The following is a 15,490-nucleotide window of genomic DNA, read 5'->3' as shown; positions in this document are numbered from 1 at the left end:
CGTTCAGAAGGGTCCGGCCTTGACGAAGGCGCCGCCCTGGTAGATGGCGGCCGGGTCGCTCAGGTCGGGTGTGCTGGTGCGCGCGTACACCGCGTCGCGGAACACGTCCGAGCTGTCCCTGGGCACGAAGCCGATGTGGCGCGCGCGGCTGTTGTCCCACCAGGTCACGGCGTTGTTCGACATGCCGAAGACGATGCTGTGGCCCAGCACCGGCGTGCTCAGGCAGGCGGTGATCAGGCGGTGCAGGTCGTCGTAGCTCAGCCAGGTGGCGAGCATGCGGCGGTCTTTCGGTTCGGGGAAGGACGAGCCGATGCGCACGCAGGCGGTCTCGATGCCGTGGCGGTCGAAGTACAGGCGGGCGAGGTCTTCGCCGAAGGCCTTGCTCAGGCCGTAGAAGCCGTCGGGGCGCGCGGGGTGGTCGGCGTGGATGGTCTCGCTCTGCTTGTAGAAGCCGGTCACATGGTTGGAGCTGGCGAACACCACGCGCTTCACGCCGTGCAGGCGGGCGGCTTCATAGAGGTGGTAGGCACCGACGATGTTGGCCTGCAGGATGGCCGCGAACGGGGCTTCCACCGAGATACCACCCAGGTGAACGATGGCGTCGCAGCCGGCCACCATGGCGTTGACATCGTCCGCGTTGGCCAGGTCGGCCTGCACCACTTCCTCGCCCGCCTGTGCCGCGCCCACGTCGGCCTTGTCGGACACGCGCAGCACCTCGCAGTTGTGCTTGAGGCGCGGGCGCAGGGCGGTGCCCAGGCCACCGGCGGCACCGGTGAGCAGGAGGCGGTGGTGGGTCTTGATCGCGATGGCGTTGGACATGTCGGGTGTTCGGCTTGTGGCGGAGGGCTTGGACTTTCGCGAGGGGTTTGCTACAGTGCGCCCAGGCCTGTTGTCTGTTGTCGGTTGTCTGACAACTTGCGCGAATTGTGTGAACGCCGCCAGGGCGTGTCAAGGAAAAAACAATGCTCCCCGTGAAAACCCTAGGAGACGAAAACGCGGTGCCGGCGGCCCTGCCCGCGCGGGCGCGCCGGCCACGCGGCCTGGTGCCCGAGATCGTCGACACCCTGGCCGCCGACGTGCGCGAAGGCCGCCTGCAGACCGGCGACAAACTGCCCACCGAGTCCGAGCTGATGAACCGCTTCGAGGTCAGCCGCACGGTCGTGCGCGAGGCGATCTCGCGCCTGCAGGCCTCGGGCCTGGTGGAGACGCGCCACGGCGTGGGCACCTTCGTGATGGCGCCACCCGAGCAGAGCAACTTTCGCATCGCGCCCGAGGACTTCGCCACCGTGGCCGACGTGATCTCGCTGCTGGAGCTGCGCATCAGCCTGGAGAGCGAGGCCGCCGGCCTGGCCGCGCAGCGCCGCGAAGACGGCCACCTGCAGAACATGGCCACCGCGCTGGCCGCGTTCGAGGCCTCGATCGCCGCGTCCTCCGACGCCGTGCCCTCGGACTTCCAGTTCCACATGGAGGTGGCGCGCGCCACCGGCAACCGCCACTTCGCCGACCTCATGACCTACCTGGGCACGATGATCATTCCGCGCACGCGCCTGAACACCGCGAGCAGCGCGCCCGAGGGCCGCCTCGCCTACCTGCGGCGCGTGCACGCCGAGCACCAGTCCATCTACCAGGCCATTCGTGCTCGCGACGCCGAGGCCGCGCGCGCGGCCATGCGCACCCACCTCTCGAACAGCCGCGAACGGCTGCGTCGCGCCCAGCCGGCCTGAGTCCGCCGCCCGGTGTCCCCCGTCGGGGGAATGCCCCGCAGATGCACCACTGACACAAGCCCGCGCTACAGTGCGGCGATGCCCTTGCGGTCGCCGGGTGTTCCGGGGCTGGATGGGCGGGAGGTGCCCTCATGCTGTGGTTGGTCGTCGGTCTGGTGCTGTTCCTGGGAGTGCATTCGGTGTCCATCGTGTCGCCGCAGGGCCGCGACGCGCTGGCGCGGCGCCTGGGTGAAGGTGCCTGGAAAGGCCTGTACACCCTCGTGTCGTTCGCGGGCCTGGCCCTGATCGTCTGGGGCTACGGGCTGGCGCGCGAAGCGCCGGTGCTGCTCTACACGCCGCCCGCGGGTTTTCGCCACCTGGCCGCGCTGCTGCTGCTGCCGGTGTTCGTGCTGCTGCTCGCGGCCTACCTGCCCGGGCGCATCCAGCGCGCGGCGAAGCACCCGATGCTGCTGTCGGTCAAGCTGTGGGCGCTGGCCCACCTGCTGGCCAATGGCACGCTGGCCGACGTGCTGCTGTTCGGTGGTTTTCTGGCGTGGGCCGTGGCCGACCGCATCTCGGTCAAGCGGCGCGCGGCCGCCGGCCTGCAGCGCAGCGCACCGGCGCTGCCGGGTGGCGCCGCCAACGACGCCATCGCTCTCGTGGGTGGGCTGGCGCTGTACGCGGTCTTCGTGTTCTGGGCACATGCCTGGCTGTTCGGTGTAAGGCCGATGGGCTGAAACAGACCGACCCGGGGAACCCCACGCCACGTGCACGCACCAACCCGGTTCGATTCACTGCAACTCCCCCGGACATGAACCGTCTTTCCTTCACGCCACCGGCCTTGCTCGCCGTCGCCTGTGCGTTGCTGCTCAACACCGCGCAGGCGCAATCGCCCGCCGTTTCCACCGAAGTGGTGGCGCGGGGCCTGCAGAACCCCTGGGGCCTGGCCTTCATCGGCGAGGGCCGCATGCTGGTGACGGAGCGGCCCGGTCGCATGCGCGTGGTGGAAGCCGACGGCCGCGTGGGCGAACCGATCAAGGGCGTGCCCGACGTGGATGCGGTCGGGCAGGGCGGCCTGCTCGACGTGCTCGCCGACCGCGACTTCGCGCGCAACCGCACGCTGCACTTCTGCTACAGCGAACCCGGCCTGGGCGGCAATTCCACCGCCATGGCCTCGGCGCGCCTGTCGAGCGATCGCACCGCGCTGGAGGGCGTGCGGGTGGTCTTCAGCCAGAAGCCCAAGGTGGCCAGCCGCCTGCACTTCGGCTGCCGCATCGCGCAGGCCGGCGACGGCAGCCTGTTCATCGGGCTGGGCGACCGCTACAGCCGCATGGCCGACGCGCAGACGCTGGACACCCACCACGGCAAGGTGGTGCGCGTGCGCACCGACGGCAGCGCGCACCCGGACAACCCCTTTGTCGGGCGCGACGGCGCGCTGCCCGAGATCTGGAGCTTCGGCCACCGCAACCTGCAGGGCGCGACCATCGGCCCCGACGGCGCACTCTGGACCATCGAGCACGGGCCACAGGGCGGCGATGAACTCAACCGCCCCGACGCCGGCAAGAACCACGGCTGGCCCGTCATCACCTACGGCGAGAACTACGGCGGTGGCGTGATCGGCAAGGGCATCACCCGACAGGACGGCATGGAGCAGCCACTGCACCACTGGACACCCTCGATAGCGCCCTCGGGCATGGCCTTCGTGACCAGCGAGCGCTACGGCCCGGACTGGCAGGGCAGGCTGCTGGTGGGTTCGCTCAAGTTCCGTTACCTGGCGCGCCTCACGCTGGACGGCACACGCGTCGTGCGCGAGGACAAACTGCTGCCCGAGCTCGGCCAGCGCGTGCGCGACGTGCGCCAGGGCCCGGACGGCTTCATCTATCTGCTCACCGACGAGCGCAACGGGCAACTGCTGCGGCTCCAACCCGGAGGTTGATCCCATGCACCGCAAACCCCAGACCGCCGCGCCGCCGCGCCCGCTCGAACAGCCCGGGCGCGCCGCCCTGGCGCAGCACTACATGGCGGTGCGCGAGCGCAGCCGCGCGCTGGCCGCGCCGCTCTCGCCCGAGGACGCGCAGGCCCAGTCCATGCCCGATGCGAGCCCGGCCAAGTGGCACCTGGCGCACGTCACCTGGTTCTTCGAGACCTTCGTGCTCGAACGCTTCGAACCCGGCTTCACGCCCTTCGACCCGGCATTCCGCGTGCTCTTCAACAGCTACTACAACGGCGTGGGCGAACAGTTCTCGCGCCCGCAGCGCGGCCTGGTCACGCGGCCCGACCTGGCCAGCGTGTGGCGCTGGCGCGAGCAGGTCGACGAGCGCATCGCGCAACTGATCGCGCACACCGACAGCGCCGAGGCATTGCGCCTGATCGAACTCGGCCTGAACCACGAACAGCAGCACCAGGAGTTGCTGCTCACCGACGTGAAGCACCTGCTGTCCATCAACCCGCTGCGCCCGGCCTACCGGCGCCACTGGCCGCTGGTGTCGGTGGCCGCGACCGCGCCGCGCTGGGTCGAGCAGCCCGGCGGGCTGGTGGAGGTGGGTCACGCGGGCGAGGGCTTTGCGTTCGACAACGAACTGCCACGCCACCGCGAATGGCTGGAGCCGTACGCGCTGATGAACCGGCTGGTGACACACGGCGAGTGGTGGGAGTTCGTGCAGGACGGTGGCTACACCGAGCCGCGCTGGTGGCTGGCCGCCGGCTGGGACTGGGTGCGCGCCCACGGCGTGCGCGCGCCGCTGTACTGGACGCTGCCGGCCGGTGATGGCCCGGCGCTGCCCACGGTGTTCACGCTGCACGGCGAGGTGCCGCTGGACCGGCACACGCCCGTGACGCACATCAGCCATTTCGAGGCCGACGCCTTCGCGCGCTGGGCCGGTGCCACGCGATCCGGATGGGCCGGCGCGCGCCTGCCCACCGAAGCCGAGTGGGAGGCCGCGGCCGCCACGCTGCCGCTGCGCGGCAACCTGCTGGACGGCAACGCGCTGCACCCGCTGCCCGCGCGTGCAGCCGGCGAAGGCCTTTTGCAGATATACGGCGACGTGTGGGAATGGACCGGCAGCAGCTACAGCGCCTACCCGGGCTATCAGCCCGCCGAAGGTGCGGTGGGCGAGTACAACGGCAAGTTCATGATCAACCAGACCGTGCTGCGCGGCGGCTCCTGTGCCACGCCGGCGTCGCACATCCGCGCGAGCTACCGCAACTTCTTCCCCACCGACGCGCGCTGGCAGTTCAGCGGGCTGCGCCTGGCGAGGTGAAACACCCCCGCGCCGTCATGGGACGGCGCTGTCGCACGCACACAAAATCCAGGAGGAGACCTTGATGCGATACACCGACCTGACGCCGCACTTCGTCCAGCTTCATCAGGTGCAAGCCGGTGAGGCCCGGCCCGAGCTGATCGACGGCCTGCTCGACGTGCCCGCGCGCATCGCGCCGAAGTTTCTTTACGACGCGCTCGGCTCACGCCTGTTCGACGCCATCACCGAACTGCCCGAGTACTACCCCACGCGCACCGAGGCGGCCGTGCTCGCGCAGCACGGCGCCTCCATCGCGCGCCACACGCCCGACAACGCGGTGATGATCGACCTGGGCGCGGGCAGTTGCGCCAAGGCCGCGCGCCTGTTCCCGTTGCTGCAGCCGTCGGCTTACGTGCCGGTGGACATCTCGGTCGACTACCTGCGCGACACGCTCGCCGCCCTGCAGCAGCGCCACCCCGAGCTGCCCATGCTCGGCCTGGGCATGGACTTCTCGGCGCGTTTCGCGCTGGGCCGTGAGGCCACCGCCTGGCTGGCCGGGCGCGCGCTGGCCGAGCAGCCGCGCCTGGTGTTCTACCCGGGTTCGAGCATCGGCAACTTCACGCCCGACGAGGCCTTGCTGCTGTTGCGCCAGGCGCACGCCGTGTGCGCGGCCGGTGGCGCGGGTGGCGGGCTGCTGATCGGCGTGGACCGCGTGAAGCCGCGCGCCGTTCTCGAACCCGCCTACGACGACGCGCTGGGCGTGACCGCCGCCTTCAACCGCAACCTGCTGCTGCACGTCAACCGCGTGCTCGGCGCCGACTTCGCGCCCGCCGCGTGGCAGCACGTGGGCCTGTACAACGCGGACGAATCGCGCATCGAGATGCACCTGCAGGCGCGCGGCGCGCAGACGGTGCGCTGGCCCGGCGGCGAGCGCGCCTTCGCCGACGGCGAGCGTCTGCACACCGAGAGTTCCTACAAGTGGGAGCCCGAGGACTTCGAGGCCCTGCTGTGCGAAGCCGGCTTCGGCCCGGCCCGCCACTGGACCGATGCAAAGGACTGGTTCAGCGTGTTCTGGGCGCCGGCCTGAGCGTCAGCGCGCCACGCTGCGAAAGCCCGCGAAGATGTCGTTGCGCGCGGGCGGAAAGAAGTTGCGGTAGACCGGGTGCCGCAGGCGCGCCGCGGTCGCGAAGCTGGCGCCCTTGAGCACCGGGCGGCCGTCGAACCAGGGCTGCGAGTAGTCGCGGTAGGGATGCGGCGCGAAGCCGGGGTAGGGCGCAAATTCGCTGGCCGTCCACTCCCAGACTTCCCCCCAGGCGAATCCCGGCAGCGTGCGCGCGGCAAGTTCCCATTCGGCCTCGGTCGGCAGGCGCCGGCCGGCCCATGCGCACCAGGCCAGCGCCTCGGCCGCGCTCAGGTGGCAGGTGGCGGCGTCCAGGTCCAGCGCCTGCCAGCGGCCGAAGCGGCAGCATTCCCAGCCCGTGCCCGCGCGGCGCAGGTGGCGCGGCACCGGGGCACCACCCGTTTCCACCAGCGGCAGGTACTGCGACCAGCGCAGCGCCCGGGCGTCGATCTCCAGCGGCCCCACCGAGACCGCGTGCGCGCCGAGCTCGTTGTCGAATGCGAAGCCCGCGTTGCTGTGGCCGAGCACGCCGCGCGTCAACGGCAGGTGCAGGGTCGCCGCTGCGGTGGCTGCGGCTGCGGTGGCCGCCGGCGTTTCACCCACGTCGATGCCGAGCGACTGGGCCATGTACACGGCAGCCTCGGCGTGCATGTCTTCATGGAACAGCGCGAGGCGGAAGAAGTACAGGGCGTCGTCGGTTTCGTCGGTCTGGTGCAGCAGCGCGAGCGTGTCGCGCAGGCTGGCGGCGAGGTCGGCGCGCACGGCATCGGTATCGGGCAGATCGAGATGCCAGCGGGTGTCGTGCGCGACAGCGCTGGAGTCGTAGAGCGCATCCGCGTCCAGGCCGCGCGCGGCCTGGCGCGCGGGATTGCGTGGCGCGAGCGGGTCGGCGCGCGCACCTCGCAAGCGCTGCGGGTTGCGGGCAATCCACCAGTCGGCGAACCAGCCCACATGGCCCAGTTCCCACAGCGGCGGGTTGATTTCGGGCATGCAGGGCACCGGCAGGCCCGGCCCCAGCGCGGCCTCGAACGCCGCGAACAGCCGCAGGCTGCGTGCGCGCGCGTCCACCAGCGCGCGCACCAGCAGATCGCGGCCACCCTGGCGGGCGTGATCGGCTTCGAGCCCGTTCCCCGGCAGGGCCTGGGACACAATCGCGTCTCTGGCTGCATCCATGAAAAAACCTTTCCTCTGCATCGTCACGCCCGCGCTGGCCGACGCGAACAACGGCAACTGGCAGACGGCGCAACGCTGGGCGCGGCTGCTCGCGGGCCATTATCGGGTGCACCTGGCGCGCCAGTGGCCCGATGCGGATCTGGCCGAAGCTGATGTGCTGCTCGCCCTGCACGCGCGGCGCTCGGCCGCCTCGGTGGCGGCCTGGGCCGCGACGGGACGCCCGCTCGTGCTGGCGCTCACCGGCACCGACCTGTACCGCGACATCGCGCAGGACGCGAGCGCGCAGCGCTCGCTGCTGCTGGCGCACCGCCTCATCGTGCTGCAGGAGCAGGGCCCCCTGGCCTTGCCGCCCGAACTGCGGGCGAAGTGCCGCGTGGTGTTCCAGTCGGGCGCGCGCCGCCGCACCCTGCCGCGCACGCTCAGCCATCTGCGCGCGGTGATGGTGGGCCACCTGCGCGACGAGAAGCAGCCCCAGACCCTGTTCGAGGCCGCGCGTCTGCTGCGGCCGGATGAAGGCATCCGCATCGATCACATCGGCACGGCGCTCGACCCCGCGCTGGGCGAGGCCGCGCGGCGCACCGCCCTGGACTGCCCGCACTACCGCTGGCTGGGCGGCCTGCCGCACGAGGCGACACGCCGGCGCATCCAGCGCGCGCACCTGCTGGTGCACACCAGCCGCATGGAGGGTGGCGCGCATGTGTTGATGGAGGCCGCGCTCAGCGGAACGCCCATGCTGGCCTCTCACATCCCGGGCAACGTGGGCATGCTGGGCAGCAACTACGGCGGCTACTTCCCGCCAGGCGACGCGCCAGCCCTGGTGGCCCTGCTGCGCGAGTGCCGCAGGGGCATGGGCGCGCCGGCCGGCAGGCTGGCGGCGCTGCACGCACAATGCGAGGCCAGAGCGCCGCTCTTCGATCCCCGTGCCGAGCAGGCCGCCCTGCTCGGCCTGCTGTCGGAACTGACACCCTTCAACGAATCCCCTCTGCGGAGCCCCCGATGAACGCACCCTTCTCCCCCGCCACCACCACCGGGCCGCGACTGACCAGCCTCTCGCACGGTGGCGGCTGCGGTTGCAAGATCGCGCCCGGCGTGCTCAGTGAAATCCTCAAGGGCACCAGCGCCATGCCGATGCCGCCCGAGCTGCTGGTGGGCATCGAGACCGCCGACGACGCGGCCGTGTACCAGCTCAACGACGAGCAGGCGCTGATCGCCACCACCGACTTCTTCATGCCCATCGTCGACGACCCGTTCGATTTCGGGCGCATCGCCGCCACCAACGCCATCAGCGACGTCTACGCCATGGGCGGCACACCCATCATGGCGCTGGCGCTGGTGGGCATGCCGATCAACGTGCTGTCCACCGAGACCATCGGCCAGATCCTCGCCGGCGGCCAGAGCGTGTGCCGCGAGGCCGGCATCCCGATCGCGGGTGGCCACACCATCGACTCGGTCGAGCCCATCTATGGCCTGGTCGCGCTCGGCCTGGTGCACCCGAAGCGCGTCAAGCGCAACGCCGACGCGAAGGTGGGCGACCGCCTGATCCTGGGCAAGCCGCTGGGCGTGGGCGTGCTCTCGGCCGCGCTCAAGAAGGACGCGCTGCCACCCGCGGGTTACGCGCAGATGATCGCGAACACCACGAAGCTCAACACACCCGGGCCGGCACTGGCCGCGCTCGACGGGGTGCATGCGCTCACGGACATCACGGGCTTTGGCCTGGCGGGTCATGTACTGGAGATGGCGCGCGGCGCGAACGCGGCGGTGCGCATCGACCTGGCGCGCGTGCCGCTGATCGAGGGCGTGCGCGCACTCGCTGCCGCCGGCATGGTCACCGGTGCTTCGGGCCGCAACTGGGCGGCCTACGGCCACGAGGTGCGCCTGGGCGCGGGCCTGCAACCGGTGGACCAGGCCCTGCTGAGCGACCCGCAGACCAGCGGCGGCCTGCTGGTGGCCTGCGCGCCCGACGCGGTGGACGCCGTGCTCGCGGTGTTCCGCGCGCAGGGCTTCGACGCGGCGGCCGACATCGGCGAGATCGTGGCGGCGGGCGCCGACGGTGTGCGGCTGCTGGTGAACTGATTCAGGAGGACCGCATGACCCGCAGGCTCATCAGCTCCGGCTCCCCGTTCGAAGAACAGATCGGCTATTCGCGCGCCGTGGTCGCGGGCGACTGGGTGTTCGTCTCCGGCACCACCGGTTTCGACTACACCACCATGACCATTTCCGACGACGTGGTGGCGCAGGCCGAGCAGTGCTTCCAGAACATCGCCGCAGCGCTGCGCGAAGCGGGCGCGACCCTGGACGACGTGGTGCGCGTGAACTACGTGCTGCCCGATGCCGCGCTGTTCGAGGCCTGCTGGCCCGTGCTGCGCCGGCACCTGGGCCGGGCACGCCCGGCGGCCATGATGATCTCGGCCGGCTTGCTCGACCCGCGCATGAAGATCGAGATCGAAGTGACCGCCCTGCGCAAGGCCTGAAGCATTTTCTGCAAATTCAAGATTTTTTCTTGAATTTGCAGACCCCCACACTGACCTCTTGCCATGCCCCGAACCCCCACCCCCATCCTCGCCTTCGACGTCTTTGGTACCGTGGTCGACTGGCACGGCAGCATCGTGCGCGAGGTGCGGGCGCTGTACCCGCAGGTGGATGCCGATGCTTTTGCACTCGCCTGGCGCCAGGGCTACCAGCCCGCCATGCAGCGTGTGCGCTCGGGCGAACTGGGCTGGACGCTGATCGACGACCTGCACCGCCTGATCCTGGACGGCCTGCTGCCGCGCTTCGGCCTGGCGCACCTGGACGAGGCCGCGCGCGAGCACCTCAATCGCGTGTGGCACCGGCTCGATCCCTGGCCCGACACGGTGCAGGGGCTCACGCGCCTGAAGACCCGCCACACGCTGTGCAGCCTGTCCAACGGCAACCTCGGCCTGCTCACCAACATGGCCAAGCGCGCCGGCCTGCCCTGGGACTGCGTGCTCTCGGCCGAGGTGTTCCGCGCCTACAAACCCGACCCGCGCACCTATCTGGGTGTGGCCGAGGTGTTTCGCGTGCCGCCCGCGCAGGTGATGCTGGTGGCCGCGCACCAGGACGACCTGGCGGCAGCGCGCGACTGCGGCCTGGCCACGGCCTACGTGGAGCGGCCGCTGGAGTTCGGGGCCGCGCGGCCCAAGGACGTGTCACCCGACGCGGCCAACACGCTGCACGCGCGTGATCTCCTGGATCTGGCCGATCAACTGGGCTGCTGAGGCGCCTTCAGCCGCGGCTACTGCACGCGAACACTGGCCGTGGCGGGTTCCGTGAGCGGCTTGCCGGCTTCGATGTTGTCCAGCAGTTCCAGCTTGAGGCTGTAGTTGCCGGCCGGGGGCGCGAGCCACACCTCGGTCTGGCCTTCATCGAATTCCATCACCACAGGCGCTCCGCTGCCGGGCGTGACGGTCAGGCGGAAGTGGCCGGTGTCGGGCAGGCGCTGCGAGCGGTGCGCCACGTTGAGCGCCGAGGCATGGAACTGCACGCGAAACGGGTTCCGGACCACCGGGCCGTCCACCGCCATGCTCACGCCCTTGGCCGACAGCGTCTTCGGGTCGGTCGGGTTCTTCTTTGCTACGGTGATCGTGGCGGGCTTGCTGTAGACGAAGTGCGGCAGGTGGTTCTGGTCGGCCAGCAGCATGCGCAGCGTGTAGGTGCCGGGCTCGAGCGTGAGCACCGTTTCCATCTGGCCCTTGCCGAAGTGGATGTACTGGTCGTTGAAGGGCAGCGCTTCCTTGAAGTTCAGCGGCAGGTCGCGGTTGACCAGCAGGTGGTGGTGGCCGCTCTTGCGGCCGCCCGGCTGCGCAATGGGCGCCAGGCCCCAGCCGCCGGAGAGTCCGAACCTGAGCACGTAGGGCGTCTCGATCTTGTCGCCATCTTCCAGGTTGGTGAAGTAGGCCTCCGCGGTCAGGCGCGGCGCCGCAGCCTGCCAGGGGTGGAACTTGCTGGCGGCGTTCGCCGCGGGCGCCTGCGCCTGGGCAGCACCACAGAACATCAGGCTGGCGAGCAGGAGGGCGGGGCGCTGGACAGTCATGGCTTTCAGGGGGAGGTGTGATACCCCCCCGAGTTTAGCCACCGATGCCGCGCGGCTCAGGGGCGCCGGTAACGGGTCACAAATGCGCGGTCGATCCGGTCCTTCCACCACCACGCCCAGGCGCCCTCCGCGTGCAGGGGGCCATAGCTGGCGATGGCGTGCCCGGTGCCGCAGGACAGCAGGTTCAGGGTGTTGCGGGGCGGGTGGTGCGGCCGCAGCGCCTGGCCACCGTGTGCGGCGAGCAGGTTGTGCGCCAGCGCAGGGCCGGCGCGCACGGCGTAGACGCCGCTCCTGGGGTGCGGCTGGTCGACGCGGCTGGCCACGTCGCCGGCCGCGAACACGTTGGCGTGGCTGGTGCTTTGCTGGCAGGCGTTCACCTGCACGTGCCCGCTGTCGGACAGCGCCAGGCCGCTGCCCTGCAACCAGGGCGGCGCATGCGTTCCGATCGCCAGCAGCGGCACGTCGCAGGCCAGGCGCGCACCGTTGCCCAGGTGCACCTCGCCGTCGCCGATGCCGGTGCAGGCTTCGCGCAGCACCGTGATGCCGCGCCGTTTGAGCTGGCGCAGCACGCGCCGTTGCACGCCCGGGCTGTAGTTGGCGGCCACCTCGGGGCCACCGGTGACGAGCGTGAAGCGCGCGCCCGGCAGGCCGTGCAGGCGCAGTGCCTGTTCGGCGGCGAACACGAGTTCTATGCCGCCCGCGCCCGCGCCCACCACCGCCAGCGACACCGCCTGGCGCTGCGCCAGCGCCATCACCTGCGGCCACAGGGCGGTGAAGGCCTCGATCGGGCGGATCGGCAGGGCATGCTCGGCGGCGCCTGGCATCTCGGCTTCAAGCCGCGCGCGGTCGAGCACCGCACCGGTGTCGATGGACAGCAGGTCGTAGTGCAGCGAGGTGGGTGCCTGCGGCGCGCCCTGCACCGGAGCGAGCCGAACGGTCTGCGTGGCGGCGTCGATGCCGTCGCAGCGGCCCTGCACCCAGCGCGCGCCCGCCGCGCGCAACAGCGGCTCAAGCGGTATGCGGCCCTCGTCCTCGCTGTAGCGCCCCGCCACGAAGCCCGGGGTCATGCCGCTGTAGGTCTGGTGCGGGTAGGGCGTGAGCACGGTCACGTCCAGATCGGCGGGGTGGTGGTCGGCCAGGTGGGCCAGCACGTGCACGTGAACATGGCCGGCACCGAGCAGCAGGAGTTTCCGGATGCCTTGGTGTTGCATGGGCCCCGATGTTACGGGGTGTGTCAAGGTGCGCCCGAGGCCCAGCGCAAGTCGGCCACCCAGCCGCTGCTGGTGCTGGCGGTGTTGTCGCTGTCGGCGCCCAGCAGCACGCGCGTGACCGGTGGCGCGGCGCGGGTGGGCGTGGCACGGCCTTCCGGCAGTTCGTCGGCGAACAGCTCGATGAAATCGCGTGCCACATCGCGCGACTCGCTGACCCAGCGCTTCAGCGGCGCGCCGCCACCTTGCAGGCTGATGAAGCGCACACGGCGGGTGTAGGGGTTGGCGCCCTGCGTGAAGGCCGGGTGGGTGCTGTCCCACACGTAGCACACGGTGGCCGCTGGCAGGGCCTCGCCGCTCACGCTGCGCGCGATGCGCAGCAGCGTGCGCTCCACGAAGGGCACGCGATCGAGCGGGTGGTCGAACATCACGCAGACCTTGAGCGCCGCATCGTCGCCGGCCTTGGTCAGGATGTCGGGCGGGGTGGTGCCACCGGTGAGCGGTTCGTCGAGCCGCCAGCGCCACTGCAGCCGCGCGGGTACGGTGCCGGCTCCGTCGTGCACCAGCGTGCCGTAGCTCGAGCGCGTGATCACCTGCACCGCGGGCACGCCCTCCACGCGGCCGGCCTCGAAGCGCGTGGGCGGCAGATCGGCCTTCTGCTTGGGGAAGCCGACGAAGCGCCAGCCGGGATGCAGGGCTCCGTCGCCTTGCAGCAGGGGCGGCAAGGGCGGAGCGGTCTGTGCGGCCAGCGGCAGCGCGATGCCAGCCACCAGCAGCGGGAGCAGAGCGGTGCGCAGGCCCTTCATCCGCGCCGCCAGTCGTGAAACCTGCCCAGCCAGGCCAGCAACTTCTGGGGCGCATGCGCGCGCTTCCATTCGCCGGCGGCGTACTTGTTGGCTTCGGCCAGCGTGGGGTAGGTGTGGATGGTGCCCAGCATCTTGTTCAGGCCCAGGCCGTGTTTCATGGCCAGCACGTATTCGGCCAGCAGGTCCGCGGCGTGGCTGCCGACGATGGTCACGCCCAGGATGGTGTCCTTGCCCGGCGGGGTGAGTACCTTCACGAAGCCGCGCGCCTCGCTGTCGGCGATCGCGCGGTCCAGGTCGTCGATGCCATACCGCGTGACCTCCACGGCGATGCCTCGTTCCTTCGCCTCCTGCTCGTTGAGGCCGACGCGCGCCACCTCGGGGTCGATGAACGTGGCCCAGGGGATGACGCGGTAGTCGGCCTTGAACAGGCGGAAGTCGCCGAACAGCGCGTTGACCGCCGCGTACCAGGCCTGGTGCGCCGCCACGTGGGTGAACTGGTAGGGCCCGGCCACGTCGCCGGCGGCGTAGATGTTGGGGTAGAGCGTCTGCAGGTACTCGTTGGTCTCGATGGTCTTGCCGGTCGGTATGCCGAGTTCCTCCAGGCCGTAGCCGCTCAGGCGCGCGCTGCGGCCTACCGCGCAGATCAGCTCGTCGAAGGCAATGCGCTGTTCGGCGCCGCCGTGTTCCACCACCAGCAGCTTCTCGCCGTCGACCCGTTCGCAGCGCAGCGCCTTGTGGCCGGTGCGCACGTCCACGCCATCGGCCTGCAGCGCAAGGCGCGCGAGTTCGCTCACCTCCTCGTCCTCGCGCAGCATGATGCGCGGCGCCATCTCCACCTGCGTCACCTGCGAGCCCAGGCGCGCGAAGGCCTGGGCGAGCTCGCAGCCGATCGGGCCGCCGCCGAGCACCACCAGGCGCCTGGGCAGCTCGTCGCGTTCGGCGAACGTCTCCCACATGGTGTCGCTGGTCACGTAGCCGCTGTCTTCCAGGCCGGGAAGCGGTGGCACGAAGGGCCGCGCACCGGCGGCGATGACGATGCTGCGCGCGCTCAGCGTCTGCGTGCCGCCGCCGTTGAGCGCGATCTCCACCGTCCAGGGACTGGTGAGTTTCGCGTGGCCCTGCAGCACCTCCACGCCCAGGCCGGTGTAGCGCTCGATGCTGTCGTGCGGCTCGATCGCGCGGATCACGTCATGGATGCGTTGCATCACCGCCTTGAAGCTGAAGGCCGGCGTGGTGTCGCTCAGGCCGTAGGTCGTTCCGTGGCGCATCTGGTGCGCGAGCGCAGCGCTCTTGATCAGGGCCTTGCTGGGCACGCAGCCGTAGTTCAGGCAGTCGCCACCCATCTTGTGCGCTTCGACCAGCGTCACCTTCGCCTTCACGGTGGCGGCGATGTAGGCCGAGACCAGGCCGCCCGCGCCCGCGCCGATCACGATCAGGTTGCGGTCGAAGCGCGCCGGGCGTGCGTGCTTCCAGCGTGCGTACACCTGGCGCTTGCGCACGGCCTCGACGATGCGGCGCGCGATCAGCGGGAACAGGCCCAGCAGCACGAAAGAACCGAGCAGCGCGGGGCTCAGGATGCCCTGGAGCGATTCGAGCCGGGCCAGCTGCGTGCCGGCGTTGACGTACACGATGGTGCCGGCCAGCATGCCGACCTGGCTCACCCAGTAGAAGGTGCGCGCCTTCATCGCCGTCAGGCCCATCACCAGGTTGATGACGAAGAACGGCACCACGGGAATGAGGCGCAGCGTGAACAGGTAGAAGGCGCCGTCCTTCTCGATGCCGCGGTTGATCTCGGCCAGGCGCGGGCCGAAGCGCGATTCGACGCTGCCGCGCAGCACGAAACGCGAGACCAGAAAGGCCAGCGTGGCGCCGATGCTGGAGGCGAACGACACCAGCACCGTGCCCCACAGCAGGCCGAAGAGGGCGCCGCCGGCCAGGGTGATGATGGCCGCACCGGGCAGCGACAGCGCCGTGGCCGCCACGTAGATCGCAAAATACGCCAGCGCCACCTGCAATGGCGCGCGCGCCTGGACCTCGGCAAACGCGGCCTGGCTTTGTTTGAGATAGTCCAGACTCAGGTAACGACCGAGATCGAAGACGAAGAAGGCTGCGATGCCCAGCACCACCACCACGAGCAGCAGGACTTTGCGTATGTTCACAGGGAATCCGATCAGAAGTGTGGACGTGGGT

At 70.5% G+C, this 15,490-nt stretch carries 15 protein-coding genes; 9 read left to right on the top strand and 6 right to left on the bottom strand.

The features are described from left to right. Window positions 1-3: 3 nt before the first annotated feature. Entirely contained in the window at window positions 4-819 is an 816-nt protein-coding gene (locus K5880_RS12175) for an NAD(P)-dependent oxidoreductase (protein ID WP_297652307.1), read from the bottom strand. Window positions 820-962: 143 nt separating this feature from the next. Between K5880_RS12175 and K5880_RS12170 the strand changes: the two genes are divergently transcribed. The 5 genes from K5880_RS12170 (at window position 963) to egtD (ending at window position 6,029) form a co-directional block, all read left to right on the top strand. Beyond that, a complete protein-coding gene (locus K5880_RS12170; RefSeq protein ID WP_297652304.1) occupies window positions 963-1,724 on the top strand; it encodes a FadR/GntR family transcriptional regulator in 762 nt (253 codons plus the stop codon). A 131-nt stretch (window positions 1,725-1,855) separates the two neighbouring features. Then, a complete protein-coding gene (locus tag K5880_RS12165) occupies window positions 1,856-2,440 on the top strand; it encodes an NnrU family protein (protein ID WP_297652301.1) in 585 nt (194 codons plus the stop codon). Between the two features lie 74 nt (window positions 2,441-2,514). Continuing rightward, window positions 2,515-3,639, top strand: coding sequence for a PQQ-dependent sugar dehydrogenase (locus K5880_RS12160; RefSeq protein ID WP_297652298.1), 1,125 nt, complete (start codon window positions 2,515-2,517; stop codon window positions 3,637-3,639). A 4-nt stretch (window positions 3,640-3,643) separates the two neighbouring features. Next, entirely contained in the window at window positions 3,644-4,963 is a 1,320-nt protein-coding gene (egtB, locus tag K5880_RS12155) for an ergothioneine biosynthesis protein EgtB (RefSeq protein ID WP_297652295.1), read from the top strand. A 64-nt stretch (window positions 4,964-5,027) separates the two neighbouring features. Then, the gene (gene egtD / locus K5880_RS12150; protein ID WP_297652291.1) at window positions 5,028-6,029 is read left to right on the top strand and encodes an L-histidine N(alpha)-methyltransferase; all 1,002 of its coding nucleotides are present in this window, start codon (window positions 5,028-5,030) and stop codon (window positions 6,027-6,029) included. 3 nt (window positions 6,030-6,032) lie between these two features. Here the strand turns inward: egtD and senA are convergent, their stop codons facing one another. Continuing rightward, window positions 6,033-7,235 carry a selenoneine synthase SenA gene (gene senA / locus K5880_RS12145; protein ID WP_297652288.1) on the bottom strand — a complete coding sequence of 401 codons (1,203 nt, stop codon included), beginning with the start codon at window positions 7,233-7,235 and terminating at the stop codon, window positions 6,033-6,035. Between senA and senB the strand changes: the two genes are divergently transcribed. From senB to K5880_RS12125, 4 genes are all read left to right on the top strand, one after another. Then, a complete protein-coding gene (senB, locus tag K5880_RS12140) occupies window positions 7,234-8,235 on the top strand; it encodes a selenoneine biosynthesis selenosugar synthase SenB (protein ID WP_297652285.1) in 1,002 nt (333 codons plus the stop codon). The genes senA and senB overlap by 2 nt on opposite strands. Continuing rightward, window positions 8,232-9,308 (top strand): selenide, water dikinase SelD, encoded by a 1,077-nt coding sequence (gene selD, locus K5880_RS12135; protein WP_297652282.1) that lies wholly within the window; start codon window positions 8,232-8,234, stop codon window positions 9,306-9,308. The genes senB and selD overlap by 4 nt, the downstream gene beginning before the upstream one ends. 14 nt (window positions 9,309-9,322) lie before the next feature. Beyond that, window positions 9,323-9,706: a RidA family protein gene (locus K5880_RS12130; RefSeq protein ID WP_297652279.1), complete on the top strand. Its 384-nt coding sequence runs from the start codon at window positions 9,323-9,325 to the stop codon at window positions 9,704-9,706. Between the two features lie 63 nt (window positions 9,707-9,769). Continuing rightward, entirely contained in the window at window positions 9,770-10,471 is a 702-nt protein-coding gene (locus K5880_RS12125) for a haloacid dehalogenase type II (protein ID WP_297652276.1), read from the top strand. Window positions 10,472-10,488: 17 nt separating this feature from the next. Here K5880_RS12125 and K5880_RS12120 read toward each other — a convergent pair whose 3' ends face one another. From K5880_RS12120 to K5880_RS12105, 4 genes are read right to left on the bottom strand one after another with little or no spacing between them, the layout of a single operon-like run. Further along, a complete protein-coding gene (locus K5880_RS12120; protein WP_297652272.1) occupies window positions 10,489-11,286 on the bottom strand; it encodes a DUF4399 domain-containing protein in 798 nt (265 codons plus the stop codon). 56 nt (window positions 11,287-11,342) lie between these two features. Next, entirely contained in the window at window positions 11,343-12,497 is a 1,155-nt protein-coding gene (locus K5880_RS12115; protein ID WP_297652269.1) for an FAD-dependent oxidoreductase, read from the bottom strand. A gap of 23 nt (window positions 12,498-12,520) precedes the next feature. Then, window positions 12,521-13,300: a DUF3047 domain-containing protein gene (locus tag K5880_RS12110; protein WP_297652266.1), complete on the bottom strand. Its 780-nt coding sequence runs from the start codon at window positions 13,298-13,300 to the stop codon at window positions 12,521-12,523. Continuing rightward, a complete protein-coding gene (locus K5880_RS12105; RefSeq protein ID WP_297652260.1) occupies window positions 13,297-15,459 on the bottom strand; it encodes an FAD-dependent oxidoreductase in 2,163 nt (720 codons plus the stop codon). Before K5880_RS12105 ends, K5880_RS12110 begins: the two co-directional genes overlap by 4 nt. Between the last annotated feature and the right edge of the window lie 31 nt (window positions 15,460-15,490).

This window comes from Hydrogenophaga sp., assembly GCF_025699295.1.
Taxonomy (GTDB): Bacteria; Pseudomonadota; Gammaproteobacteria; order Burkholderiales; family Burkholderiaceae_C; genus Hydrogenophaga.
Note: the sequence above shows the minus strand (reverse complement) of the source record. Positions and strands in the feature narration are given on the sequence as shown.

Coding starts and splice junctions, on each gene's coding strand:
- egtD (WP_297652291.1), top strand. CDS start 5,028: ATGCGATACACCGACCTGACGCCGCACTTCGTCCAGCTTCATCAGGTG.
- K5880_RS12170 (WP_297652304.1), top strand. CDS start 963: ATGCTCCCCGTGAAAACCCTAGGAGACGAAAACGCGGTGCCGGCGGCC.
- K5880_RS12110 (WP_297652266.1), bottom strand. CDS start 13,300: ATGAAGGGCCTGCGCACCGCTCTGCTCCCGCTGCTGGTGGCTGGCATC.
- K5880_RS12115 (WP_297652269.1), bottom strand. CDS start 12,497: ATGCAACACCAAGGCATCCGGAAACTCCTGCTGCTCGGTGCCGGCCAT.
- K5880_RS12120 (WP_297652272.1), bottom strand. CDS start 11,286: ATGACTGTCCAGCGCCCCGCCCTCCTGCTCGCCAGCCTGATGTTCTGT.
- egtB (WP_297652295.1), top strand. CDS start 3,644: ATGCACCGCAAACCCCAGACCGCCGCGCCGCCGCGCCCGCTCGAACAG.
- senB (WP_297652285.1), top strand. CDS start 7,234: ATGAAAAAACCTTTCCTCTGCATCGTCACGCCCGCGCTGGCCGACGCG.
- K5880_RS12130 (WP_297652279.1), top strand. CDS start 9,323: ATGACCCGCAGGCTCATCAGCTCCGGCTCCCCGTTCGAAGAACAGATC.
- selD (WP_297652282.1), top strand. CDS start 8,232: ATGAACGCACCCTTCTCCCCCGCCACCACCACCGGGCCGCGACTGACC.
- K5880_RS12160 (WP_297652298.1), top strand. CDS start 2,515: ATGAACCGTCTTTCCTTCACGCCACCGGCCTTGCTCGCCGTCGCCTGT.
- senA (WP_297652288.1), bottom strand. CDS start 7,235: ATGGATGCAGCCAGAGACGCGATTGTGTCCCAGGCCCTGCCGGGGAAC.
- K5880_RS12175 (WP_297652307.1), bottom strand. CDS start 819: ATGTCCAACGCCATCGCGATCAAGACCCACCACCGCCTCCTGCTCACC.
- K5880_RS12165 (WP_297652301.1), top strand. CDS start 1,856: ATGCTGTGGTTGGTCGTCGGTCTGGTGCTGTTCCTGGGAGTGCATTCG.
- K5880_RS12125 (WP_297652276.1), top strand. CDS start 9,770: ATGCCCCGAACCCCCACCCCCATCCTCGCCTTCGACGTCTTTGGTACC.